10 protein-coding genes and 1 pseudogene are annotated in these 12140 nt (G+C 69.0%); 2 read left to right on the forward strand and 9 right to left on the reverse strand.

Features of this window, described 5'->3' with window-relative positions; genetic code table 11:
• Positions 1-3: 3 nt before the first annotated feature.
• The 6 genes and pseudogenes from ilvN to ABS642_RS05095 form a co-directional block, all read right to left on the reverse strand.
• A complete protein-coding gene (gene ilvN, locus ABS642_RS05070; protein WP_282217343.1) occupies positions 4-516 on the reverse strand; it encodes an acetolactate synthase small subunit in 513 nt (170 codons plus the stop codon).
• A gap of 3 nt (positions 517-519) precedes the next feature.
• Positions 520-2321: pseudogene (locus ABS642_RS05075) on the reverse strand (acetolactate synthase large subunit).
• Between the two features lie 48 nt (positions 2322-2369).
• Positions 2370-4088, reverse strand: coding sequence for a dihydroxy-acid dehydratase (gene ilvD / locus ABS642_RS05080; protein ID WP_282217345.1), 1719 nt, complete (start codon positions 4086-4088; stop codon positions 2370-2372).
• Between the two features lie 9 nt (positions 4089-4097).
• On the reverse strand, positions 4098-4895 hold the full coding sequence (gene otsB, locus ABS642_RS05085; RefSeq protein ID WP_350353405.1) for a trehalose-phosphatase: 798 nt from the start codon (positions 4893-4895) through the stop codon (positions 4098-4100).
• 49 nt (positions 4896-4944) lie between these two features.
• Complete coding sequence (locus tag ABS642_RS05090; protein WP_350352482.1) at positions 4945-6375, reverse strand: trehalose-6-phosphate synthase; 1431 nt, start codon at positions 6373-6375, stop codon at positions 4945-4947.
• 71 nt (positions 6376-6446) lie between these two features.
• Entirely contained in the window at positions 6447-7712 is a 1266-nt protein-coding gene (locus ABS642_RS05095; RefSeq protein ID WP_350352483.1) for an MFS transporter, read from the reverse strand.
• Between the two features lie 215 nt (positions 7713-7927).
• On the opposite strand from ABS642_RS05095, the gene ABS642_RS05100 reads away from it, so the two are divergent.
• Both ABS642_RS05100 and ABS642_RS05105 read left to right on the forward strand, forming a co-directional pair.
• Positions 7928-9133, forward strand: coding sequence for a PLP-dependent aminotransferase family protein (locus tag ABS642_RS05100; protein ID WP_350352484.1), 1206 nt, complete (start codon positions 7928-7930; stop codon positions 9131-9133).
• 9 nt (positions 9134-9142) lie between these two features.
• Positions 9143-9442, forward strand: a complete 300-nt coding sequence (locus ABS642_RS05105; protein ID WP_282217349.1) for a hypothetical protein — start codon at positions 9143-9145, stop codon at positions 9440-9442.
• Positions 9443-9464: 22 nt separating this feature from the next.
• On the opposite strand, the gene ABS642_RS05110 is transcribed toward ABS642_RS05105, so the two are convergent.
• From ABS642_RS05110 to ABS642_RS05120, 3 genes are read right to left on the reverse strand one after another with little or no spacing between them, the layout of a single operon-like run.
• On the reverse strand, positions 9465-10664 hold the full coding sequence (locus ABS642_RS05110) for an acetyl-CoA C-acetyltransferase (RefSeq protein WP_350352485.1): 1200 nt from the start codon (positions 10662-10664) through the stop codon (positions 9465-9467).
• Entirely contained in the window at positions 10657-11325 is a 669-nt protein-coding gene (locus ABS642_RS05115; RefSeq protein WP_350352486.1) for a 3-oxoacid CoA-transferase subunit B, read from the reverse strand. Before ABS642_RS05115 ends, ABS642_RS05110 begins: the two co-directional genes overlap by 8 nt.
• Before the next feature lies 1 nt (position 11326).
• Positions 11327-12112, reverse strand: a complete 786-nt coding sequence (locus ABS642_RS05120) for a CoA transferase subunit A (protein ID WP_350352487.1) — start codon at positions 12110-12112, stop codon at positions 11327-11329.
• Between the last annotated feature and the right edge of the window lie 28 nt (positions 12113-12140).

Genomic DNA, 12140 nt, shown 5'->3' on the forward strand with positions numbered 1-12140 from the left:
TCGTCAGCCGCGCAGGACGCGCTCGGTGATGCTCTTGCCACCGCGGCCGATCGCGAGGAGACCCGACTGGGCGATCTCCTTGATACCGAAGGGCTCGAACGCCTTGAGCAGCGCCTCGACCTTGCCCTTGTCACCCGTGACCTCGACCACGAGCGCATCCGGCGCGTAGTCGACGACCGATGCACGGAACAGGTTCACGACCTCGATCACGTTCGAGCGGGTGGTGTTGTCGGTGCGCACCTTGACGAGCATGTGCTCGCGCTGCACCGACGAGGAGGCATCGAGCTCGACGATCTTGATGACGTTGATCAGCTTGTTCAGCTGCTTCGTCACCTGCTCGAGGGGAAGCTGCTCCTCGACGTCGACGACGACCGTGATCCGGGAGATGCCCGGAACCTCGGTCACACCGACGGCGAGGGACTCGATGTTGAAGCTGCGACGGGCGAACAGCCCGGCGACACGGGTGAGAAGACCGGGGCGGTCCTCCACCAGCAGGCTCAGCACATGGGTCGACATGGATCAGTCCTCCTCGTCGAACGTGGGCGCGTGGTCGCGCGCGTACTGGACATAGCTGTTGCTGACTCCCTGCGGAACCATCGGCCACACCATGGCGTCAGCGCTCACCACGAAGTCGATCACGACCGGTCGGTCGTTGGTCTCGAGGGCGAGCTTGATGGCGGCATCGACGTCTTCCGCCTTCTCCACCCGGATCGCCAGGCATCCGTAGGCCTCGCCGAGCTTGACGAAGTCAGGGATGCGCACGGTGCCGTGCCCCGTGTTGAGGTCGGTGTTGGAGTGACGGCCGTCGTAGAACAGCGTCTGCCACTGGCGCACCATGCCCAGCGAGGAGTTGTTGATGATCGCGACCTTGATCGGGATGTTGTTGATCGTGCAGGTGGCGAGTTCCTGGTTGGTCATCTGGAAGCAGCCGTCGCCGTCGATCGCCCACACGTGGCGGTCAGGCTCCGCGACCTTCGCCCCCATCGCGGCGGGAACGGAGTAGCCCATCGTGCCGGCTCCGCCCGAGTTCAGCCACGCGTTCGGGCGCTCGTACTTGATGAACTGCGCCGCCCACATCTGGTGCTGACCGACGCCGGCGACGTAGACGCCCTCCGGTCCGGTGAGCTCGCCGATGCGCTGGATCACGTACTGCGGAGCGAGCAGACCGTCGTCCGGGGGCGTGTAGCCGAGGGGGAACTCCCCCGCAGGCCGTCGAGGTACGACCACCACTCCGAGATGTCGGGCTGCGTGCTACCGACGACACCGCGGAACGCGGCATCCAGGTCGATCAGCACGTCGCGCACGTCGCCCACGATCGGCACGTCGGCGTTGCGGATCTTGGAGATCTCCGCCGGATCGATGTCGACGTGCACGACCTTCGCATGAGGTGCGAAGTCCGCGGCCTTCCCGGTGACACGGTCATCGAATCGTGCGCCGAGGGCGACGATGAGATCGGACTCCTGGAGCGCGAGCACGGCCGGAACCGTACCGTGCATACCCGGCATGCCGAGATGCTGCTGGTGGGAGTCGGGGAACACCCCTCGTGCCATCAGCGTCGTCACCACCGGCGCGTTGGTCGACTCGGCGAGTGCCAGCAGCTCGGCTGCCGCGCGACCGCGCACCACACCGCCGCCGACGTACAGCACCGGCTTCTTGGCTTCGGCGAGCAGGGCGGCAGCGGCCTGGATCTGCTTGCCGTGGGCCTTGGTCACCGGACGGTAGCCCGGCAGATCGACCTTGGGCGGCCAGAAGAACGGCGCGGACTTCTGCTGCGCGTCCTTCGTGATGTCGACGAGCACCGGCCCGGGACGTCCCGTGGAGGCGATCTCGAAGGCGGCAGCGAGGGCGCCGGGGATCTCGGAAGGCTCCTTCACGAGGAACGAGTGCTTCGTGATCGGCATGGTGATGCCGACGATGTCGGCCTCCTGGAACGCGTCCGTGCCCATCAGGTGGCTGAACACCTGTCCGGTGATCGCGACGATCGGCACGGAGTCCATGTAGGCGTCCGCGATCGCGGTCACGAGGTTGGTCGCTCCGGGGCCCGAGGTCGCGATAGCGACACCGGTGCGTCCGCTCGCCGAGGCATAGCCCTCAGCGGCGTGACCCGCGCCCTGTTCGTGGCGCACGAGGATGTGCCGGACGGTGTCGTCGTCGAGCAGAGGGTCGTAGACGGGCATGATCGTGCCGCCGGGGATGCCGAAGACGTCGGTCACCCCGAGAAGCCCGAGAGAGCGGACGACGGCCTCAGCGCCCGTGAGCTCGGGAGAAGCGGCCTTCTGGGACGGTGGCCGTGGAACGGCCGGGGCGGAGTCAGCAGTCATGTCTTTCCTTGATGATCTGAGGTTTCGTCAGCGAGGGGCCGACGTGGATCACCCGGTCGTCGCGCCTTCTGCAGCGGAACGCACGAGTCGTGAGTACTTGGCAAGAACACCACGGGTGTAACGCGGGGGAAGCGGCTCCCAGCCAGAGCGGCGGGAGGCGAGCTCAGCGTCGTCGACGAGTAGGTCGAGAGAGCGAGCTGCGATATCGACCCGTATCAGATCACCATCGCGCACGAAGGCGATAGGACCTGCGTCCACCGCTTCGGGTGCTATGTGGCCGATGCACAGGCCGGTTGTGCCGCCTGAGAATCGTCCGTCAGTCAAGAGTAGTACATCTTTTCCGAGCCCAGCGCCCTTGATGGCCGCGGTGATGGCCAGCATCTCGCGCATGCCCGGTCCGCCCTTGGGACCTTCGTAGCGGATCACGATGACGGTGCCCGGTTCGATCTCGCCCTCGGCGACGGCATCCATCGCGGCGCGCTCGCGCTCGAACACCCGCGCCGGCCCTTCGAAGACGGCGGCGTCGAACCCGGCGGTCTTGACGACCGCGCCCTCCGGCGCCAGCGAGCCGTGCAGGATCGTGAGGCCGCCCGTGGCATGGATCGGGTTGTCGAAGGTGTGGATGACGGTGCCGTCGATCGGCTGCGGGTCGAGCTCGGCCAGGTTCTCGGCGAGCGTCTTGCCGGTGACCGTGAGCGCGTCGCCGTGCAGCAGCCCCTCGTCGAGCATGGCCTTCATGATCACCGGGATGCCGCCGTGGCGGTCGACGTCGTTCATGACGTACTTGCCGAAGGGCTTCATGTCGGCGACGTGCGGAACCTTGTCGCCGATGCGGTTGAAGTCGTGGAGGTTCAGGTCGACCTCCGCCTCGCGGGCGATCGCGAGGAGATGCAGGACGACGTTGGTCGAGCCGCCGAGAGCCATCGCGAGCGCGATCGCGTTCTCGAACGCCTCCTTCGTCAGGATGTCGCGGGTGGTGATGCCCTGGCGGAGCAGGTTGACCACGGCCTCTCCGGAGCGGTGCGCGTAGTAGTCGCGACGACGGTCTGCCGCGGGCGGTGCAGCGGAGCCGGGGAGGCTGAGCCCGAGCGCCTCGGCGACGGATGCCATCGTGTTGGCCGTGTACATGCCGCCGCAGGCGCCTTCACCCGGCGCGATCGCGCACTCGATGCGCTTCAGGTCCTCTTCGCTCATGAGGCCGGCGCGGCACGCGCCGACCGCCTCGAACGAGTCGATGATCGTGACGTCCTTCTCGGTGCCGTCCGACAGCTTCACCCAGCCGGGAGCGATCGACCCCGCGTAAAGGAAGACGCTGGACAGATCGAGGCGGGCGCTGGCCATGAGCATGCCGGGGATCGACTTGTCGCAGCCGGCGAGAAGGACGGAGCCGTCGAGGCGCTCGGCCATCATGACGGTCTCCACCGAGTCGGCGATGACCTCGCGCGACACGAGCGAGAAGTGCATGCCCTCGTGGCCCATCGAGATGCCGTCCGAGACGGAGATCGTGCCGAACTGCAGCGGATAGCCCCCGCCGGAGTGCACGCCCTCCTTCGCGCCCTGCGCGAGCCGGTCGAGGCTCAGGTTGCAGGGCGTGATCTCGTTCCAGCTGGAGGCGATGCCGATCTGCGGCTTCTCCCAGTCCGCGTCGCCCATGCCGACCGCGCGGAGCATGCCGCGGGAGGTCGTCGCCTCGATGCCGTCGGTGACGACGCGGCTGCGGGGCTTGATGTCGATGGACGCGCTGGGAGAAGGATCGTGCGTGGACATGACCGAAGTCTATTCCCGGAGCGAGGAGCGCTCGTCCGCGAGTGCCTCCAGAAGCTCGCCGATCTGTTGTGGGTTCTCCACACGCAGGATCGCGGCGCTCTCCCCCGGCCCCACGCGCACGCCGAGATCGCCCGGCTGCAGAACCCGCATGGCGTCCTCATCGGTCACGTCGTCGCCGGCGAACAGGATGCCGGTGGCGTCGAAGCGCTCTCGCAGGGCCGCGACGGCGGCATCCTTCCCCTCGGTGCGCGAAGAGAACTCCAGCACGCGGTGCCCCGCACGACGGCGCCAGTGCGGGAACCGCTCGGCGACGAGCGCATCGATCTCCGCGAACACGCGCTCCTCGGTGTCGCGGTCGGCGCGTCGGGTGTGCACGCCCATCCCGAAGGTCTTGGGCTCGAACTCGGCTCCCTCGTAGCGCTCGATGATGGGGCGGGCCGCGGCCCACAGCTCTTCGCGCGCACCGTCCTCGGTCGCCTCCCCCGTCGCGGCGGCTTCACCCTCGCCCGGGAACCAGTACTGGGCGCCGTGCGATCCGGCGAGCGCGATGACCGAGTCGTCGTCGTGCTCGGTGATCACCCGGAGGTCGTGCATGCTGCGTCCGGAGACGTAGGCGACCACGGTGTCGGGCAGCGCGGCGAGTCTGGCCACCTGCGTCGCGACGTCCGGGAGCGCCCGTGCCGCCATGGGGTCGGGCACGAGGGGGGACGCGGTGCCGTCGAAGTCGAGGGCGACGACCAGGCGGGGCGTCGCGGCGAGGGCCGACAGGTCGGCGTCGGGGGCTCCGGGGGTCCAGGCGCGGGTCACGTGTTCTCCAGTCGTGGTCGTGGTCGTGGTCGTGGTCGTGGTCGTGGTGTCAGCGTGCATCGCGCGCCGCGCTGAGGGCCGACAGGAAGGAGTCGGACCAGGCGTTCACGTCGTGTTCGAGCACCCGGCGGCGCATCGACCGCATCCGCTTCCCCTGCTCTCTCGGCGGCATCTCGACAGCACGCATGATCGCCTCCTTGAGGCCTTCGATGTCGTGCGGGTTCACCTGGATCGCACTGCCGAGCTCGTCGGCGGCGCCGGCGAACTCGCTCAGCACGAGCACGCCCCGATTGTCGATCCGGGTGGCGACGTACTCCTTGGCCACGAGGTTCATGCCGTCGCGCAGCGCCGTCACGAGCATCGCGTCGGCCGCGAGGTACAGGGCGACCATCTCCTCACGGGGGAATCCCTGGTGCAGATAGCGGATGGCCGTGTGGCCCATGGTGTCGGTGTCGCCGTTGATGCGGCTGACGGCGAGTTCGATCTCGTCGCGGAGGTTCGCGTACGCGTCGACGCGCTCGCGACTGGGGCTCGCCACCTGCACGAGTGTCACGTCCTCGACCGAGAGGGCCCCGGATGCCAGCAGCTCTCCGTAGGCCTTGACCCGGTGCCCGATGCCCTTGGTGTAGTCGAGACGGTCCACTCCGAGGAGGATGCGCTTGGGGTTGCCGAGGCTCTCCCGGATCTCGACGGCACGTGCCTGGATGTCGGGTCGCGCGGCGAGTTCCAGGTACGGCACGGTGTCGATCGAGATCGGGAAGGCCTTCACCAGCGCTCGGTGGGACTCTCCCCTGTCATCGATCTCGCCGTTGCCCGACGGCACCGTGACGGTCGAGGCCTTGATGTCGTACTTCAACCGACGCCGGATGGCGTTGAGGAAGTTGGTGGCGTCGGTCGCACGCTGGAAGCCGATCACATCGGCTCCGAGGAGACCGCGCAGCACCTGTCCGCGCCACGGCAGCTGGGCGTACAGGCCGTGCGTCGGGAACGGGATGTGGTGGAAGTAGCCGATCGTCACGTCGGGGCGCAGTGCGCGCACCATCTGCGGCACGAGCTGCAGCTGGTAGTCGTGCACCCAGACGGTGCCGCCCTGCGCCACAGCCGCCGCGGCGGCATCCGCGAACCGGCGGTTGACCGACACGTACGCGTCCCACCACTCGCGGTGGTACTGGGGAGGCGCGATGACGTCGTGATACAGGGGCCAGATGGTGTCGTTCGAGAAGCCTTCGTAGTACTCCGCGATCTCCTGCTCGCTCAACGGGATCGGGATCAGTCGCAGACCCCCGGAGGTGAAGGGCTTGAGCTCGAGATCAGGCTGTCCGGCCCATCCGACCCAGGCGCCGTTCACACCCTGCATCACGGGCTCGAGGGCGGCGACCAGTCCACCGGGCGACGTGCGCCACACCTCTTCGCCGTCGGGACCCGGAACACGGTCGACAGGCAGCCGATTGGCGACCACGACGAAATCTGCGGCGGCCATGATGACTCCTCACGCCAGGGGTTTGGTTCTCCCCAGGCTACCGAGGTTGCCGCGCGCGTTTCGCCAGGCCGTCAGGCGGCGACGCGCGCAGCGCGCGGTGTCGTGCGGCTGAGGAACCAGTTGACGAGTCCCGCGGCGAACACGACGCCGGCCGCGATCACCGGGATCAGCAGGGCCGGAGCCGTGCCGATGCTCTCGGCGATCTCTCCGGTGGTCGCAGCCCCCAGCGCCTGTCCGACGACGACACCCGAGCCGAGCATCGTCATGACCGTCGCGGAGCGCCCGAGCGGGCTGCGGGCGGCGCCGAAGCTGTACTGGGTGACGAGCGTCGGTCCGATGCCGATGCCCATGATGCCGAGCGCGACCATCATCGACACGGGAGAGTCCACGAAGAGGAGCAGCAGGCTCCCGACGAGCAGGATGCCGGAGAACACCAGCCACCGTGCGCGCAGGGTGAAGGCCGGCGGAAGCCAGGCCACCCCCAGCGCGAGGATCGCCGAGCCGACGCCCATCACGCCGTAGAGGAGTCCGGCCTGCTCGGGAGCACCCCGGTCGGCCATGAACGAGGTGAGAGCGGTGAGCATCGCGCCGAAGAAGATCCCCACTCCGAGGATCCCGAGCACCACGATGAGCAGCTGCGGGCGGAACAGCTCGGAGACGGCGGACGGCGCCTTGCCGTCGGCACCGCGCTCCTGCGAGACATGTCGGCCGCTCGGATGCAGCGCGAACGCGCCGACGAAGAGGACGGTCAGTGCCGCGGCTCCCACCAGGGGCGCCCACGGCGCGAGTGCCGAGGCGAGGACGCCGACGAGGAAGGGTCCGAACACGAAGACGGTCTCATCCGCCGCCGACTCGTAGGCCATCGTTCCGGAGAGGGTGCGCGACTGCCGAGCATCGGGCATCCGCTCACGGATGATCGTCACGAGCCGCGAGCGCGACAGCGGCGCGACCTGCGGTGCGGTCGCGCCGATGCCTGCCGCAGCCAGCAGTACGAAGCCGTCTGCCGCTGCGCCGTAGACCACCACGGTGAAGACCACGAGCATCGCGCCGTTCGCCAGCGCGAGGGCGAGGAGCACGCCGCGCTGGCCCCACCGGTCGGCCGCCGCGCCCAGGAGCGGACCGAAGCAGGCGGTCCCGAGGCCGACGGCGGCCGAGGTGAGTCCGCCGAGCGAGAGCGAACCTCGCGCCGAGACGACGACCGTCAGGACGCCGACGACCATCATCGCGAACGGCAGTCGCGCGATGAAGGCGATGAGGAAGTATGGGAGGCCGGCCAGGCGGAAGAGGCTGGGTCCGTCGGAACGAATCGTCTGGGTGTGCGGTGATGCGTGTGTCATGGCTCTCGCGCGTCGATGACGCGATGTCGGGTGCCGCCGCTGTCCGCGGGAATGCCCGCGGCCGGTAGTTACACGGTCTGTGCGGCCGCGGACGAGCCGCGACACCCCCATGGTATCGGGTCGGACTGGGCGGGGGCAGGGAGCTCGCGCCCTGCGCCGCGGCGCTAGTGTGGTCGTCACTCCCACACCCGTGCCTCTCGTTTCAGGAGGAACCGTTGTCCTCTGCCCCGCAGACCTCCACTCCCACCCGGGCGCTCCCCGACCGCTCGCAGCGCGCGGGATCGGCGAAGACCTCGCCCGTCCGCGACCTGCTCGCGTTGACCGAGCGACCCGAGGTCATCTCGTTCGCCGGTGGGCTCCCCGCTCCGGAGCTGTTCGATCTCGACGGCATCCGTGCCTCCTTCGATGCGGTGCTCGGGTCTCCCGGTGTCCTGCAGTACTCGACGTCCGAGGGCAGTCCCGCGCTCCGCGAGGAGGTCGCCCGGCGCTACACCGCGGACGGCCTGGAGACCGCGGCATCCGAGCTGATCATCACGACCGGGTCGCAGCAGGGTCTCGGGCTGCTGGCGACAGCGCTGATCGATCCCGGCGACACGATCCTCGTCGAGGAGCCGTGCTACCTCGCCGCACTGCAGACGTTCGCGCTGGCCGGCGCCCGCGTGGTCGGGATCCCCTATGACGACGACGGTCTCGACCTCGACGCGCTGGACCGGATGGCAGCGGAGCACGCGCCGAAGTTCTTCTACACGGTCCCGACGTTCCAGAACCCCACGGGCCGCACGCACGATCTGGGGTCGCGACGACGCATCGCCGAGATCGCACAGCGGCGTGGATTCCGCATCATCGAGGACGAGCCGTACCGCCAGCTGCGCTACTCGGGTGACCCGCTCCCGTCCCTGGCCGCGTTCGCGCCCGATCACGTCCTGAGTCTCGGCAGCTTCTCCAAGGTGATCGCCCCGGGACTGCGCATCGGCTGGATCCGCACGACGCCGGACGTGCGCCCCACGGTCACGATCGCGAAGCAGGCGGCGGACCTGCACACGTCCACGATCGACCAGGCGGCTGCCGCGCACTATCTCGTCTCCGGACGCGGAGAGCCGGCGCTCGACCGCATCCGCTCGGCCTACGCGGAGCGGCGCGACACCATGCTCGACGTGCTGCCGAGCGTGCTCCCCGCGGGTAGCACCTGGAACCGTCCGGACGGCGGCATGTTCGTGTGGGTGCGGCTGCCGGAGGGAATGGATGCCGCGGCGTCGCTCGGCGCCGCGCTCGCGCAGGACGTCGCCTATGTTCCCGGCGTGTCGTTCTTCTCCGGGCCTCCCGACGAGCGCACGCTCCGTCTGTCCTTCACCACCTACCCTCCTGCCAGCATCAGGGAGGGGTTGTCAAGGCTCGGGACGGCGTGGGGCGCAGGCGGGTAGCGTAGGGGCATGCGCTACCTCTTCAGCACCGGACTCGTCGCCGCGATCTCCGCGGGAATCTCGCTGCTGCGCGGCACCCGCCAAGAGCCCATCACCTGGCGTGCCGCCCTGTCGTGGCTGAGCTGGGGCATCACCATGGCCCTCGCCGTCGGTGCGGTCGTGGACATGAATCGCGAACGTCGCGGCGTGCTCGTCGACGCCGATTCGCCGCAGTCCGTCAAGAAGTCGAAGAAGGCGCAGCGCCTGCAGTTCCGCTCGCAGAAGGCGCTCGCCGATGCCCAGGGCCACGCCAAGGACCGTCGCGACTGAGACGGCCCTCGGCGGGCTCCTGTCAGCGGGTGAGGATGAGTGCTTCGCCCTGACCGCCGCCGCCGCACAGCCCAACGGCTGCCGTGCCACCGCCGCGCCGCGCGAGCTCATGGGCGACGTGCACCACGAGCCTGTTGCCTGACGCACCGATCGGGTGTCCGATCGCGATCCCGCCGCCGTGGATGTTCACGATCTCGCTGTCCAGCCCGAGTTCCACCTGCGAGCGGGCGACCACAGCGCCGAAGGCCTCGTTGATCTCGACCAGGTCGAGGTCGGCGGGCGTGATGCCCTGCTTCGCACAGGCCTTCTCGATCGCACGCGCCGGCTGGGCCTGGAGGGAGTTGTCCGGTCCCGCCGTCTGACCGCTCGCGCCGACGGTCACGAGGACCGGCCAGCCCTTGGCCTCGGCGACCCCGCGAGATGTCACGATGACCGCGGATGCGCCGTCGGAGATCTGCGACGAGTTCCCGGCGGTGATGGAGCCGCCTTCGGCGAAGGCCGCGCGCAGCCCCCCGAGCGTCTCCACCGTGGTCTCCGGGCGCACGCCTTCGTCCTTCGTGACCAGAACCGGCTCACCTCGACGCTGCGGCACCGAGACGGTCACCAGCTCGGCGTCGAAAGCACCGGTCTCCTGCGCCGCCGCCGCACGCTGATGCGACAGGGCCGCGACAGCATCCTGCGCCTCGCGCGTGAGCTCGTACCGTGCGTTGTGCCGCTCCGTCGATGCGCCCATGCTCTCCCGGTCGTACGCATCGGTCAGCCCGTCGTACGCCATGTGGTCGAGCACCTCGACGCTCCCGTAGGTCCAGCCGTCGCGGGATCCCATCAGCAGGTGTGGCGCGCGCGTCATCGACTCCATCCCCGCCGCCACGACGACCTCGGCGTCTCCGGTGCGGATCATCCGGGCCGCGTCGATGATCGCGGTCAGGCCGGAGAGGCAGACCTTGTTCACGGAGTGCGCCGGCACATCCCAGCCGATCCCGGCGCCGATCGCGGCCTGGCGGGCGGCGTTCTGGCCCGAACCCGCCGCGAGCACCTGGCCGACGATGACCGCGTCGATGTCGCCCGGGTCGACGGCGCCCTGCTCCAGCGCGCCTCGGATGGCGAGGGCGCCGAGCTCAGGCGCCGAGAAGGCGGCCAGCTGTCCCTTGAGGCGTCCCTGCGGTGTGCGGGCGGCGGCGACGATGACGATGTCGTTCGCGGCAGTGCTCTTCTCAACCATTTTCCGTGGTCCTTCCGTCGGTGAGGGCGTCCGAGAGGACGAGGGGTGGTTCGGTGGCCGCGACGACCTCGTCGACCGTGACTCCTGGCGCGAGTTCGACGAGCACGAGGCCCTCGTCGGTGACGTCGATGACCGCCAGATCGGTGATGATGCGATCGACGACCCCACGTCCGGTGAGCGGGAGGGAGCAGTCGTTCACGATCTTCGCGGATCCGTCCCGAGCGACGTGCTCCATCAGCACGATGACCCGACCGGCACCGTGCACGAGGTCCATGGCGCCTCCCGGTCCCTTCACCATATTGCCCGGGATCATCCAGTTGGCGAGGTCGCCGGATGCCGAGACCTGCATGGCGCCGAGGATCGCGGCGTCGATCTTGCCACCGCGGATCATGCCGAAGCTCGCCGCCGAATCGAAGAACGCGGATCCCGGGAGGACCGTGACGGTCTCCTTGCCGGCGTTGATGAGATCCGGATCCACCGCCTCCTCGCGCGGATACGGACCTACGCCGAGGATGCCGTTCTCCGACTGCAGCACGACCGTGACGTCGGCCGGGACGTGATTCGGCACGAGGGTGGGCAGGCCGATGCCGAGGTTGACGTAGGCGCCGTCCTCGAGCTCGGCGGCGGCACGTGCGGCCATCTGGTCTCGGGTGAGTGCCATGTCAGGCTCCTTCCGTGGCGACGGGCTCAGACACCGTGCGTCGCTCGATGCGCTTGGGGATGTCGGTGCCGACCTCGATGATCCGGTGGACGAAGACGCCGGGCAGGTGGATGCTGTCGGGGTCGAGCTCTCCCGGTTCCACGAGGCGCTCGACCTGCGCGATGCAGATGCGGCCGGCCATGGCGGCGAGCGGGTTGAAGTTGCGCGCCGCCTTGTTGAAGACGAGGTTGCCGTGCCGGTCGCCTGCAGCGGCGTGCACGAGTGCGAAGTCGGTCGTGATCGCCTCTTCGAGAACGAACTCCTTCGGCACACCGTCGACGTCGAACGTCCGGACGTCCTTCACCGGCGAGGCCACGGCGATCGATCCGTCCGGGTTGTAGCGTCGGGGCAGTCCCCCCTCGGCGACCTGCGTGCCGACCCCCGTCTGGGTGAAGAACGCGGCGATGCCGGAACCGCCGGCGCGGAGCTTCTCGGCGAGCGTTCCCTGCGGCGTGAGCTCGAGTTCGAGCTCGCCGGAGAGGAACTGCCGCTCGAACTCCTTGTTCTCGCCGACGTACGACGAGGTCATCTTGCGGATGCGCTGCGCGGCGAGGAGCACGCCGAGGCCCCAGTCGTCCACGCCGCAGTTGTTGCTCACGACGCTGAGGTCCTTCGTCCCCTGCGCGAGCAGCGCTTCGATCAGGGCGATCGGGTTGCCGGAGAGACCGAACCCTCCGACCGCGAGAGATGAACCGTCCGTGATGTCGGCGACGGCCGAAGCCGCCGATTCCCACTGCTTGTCGATCACGCCTGCTCCTTTGAAATACGTGCGTCCC

Source organism: Microbacterium sp. A8/3-1, assembly GCF_040267695.1.
Classification (GTDB): domain Bacteria; phylum Actinomycetota; class Actinomycetes; order Actinomycetales; family Microbacteriaceae; genus Microbacterium; species Microbacterium luteolum.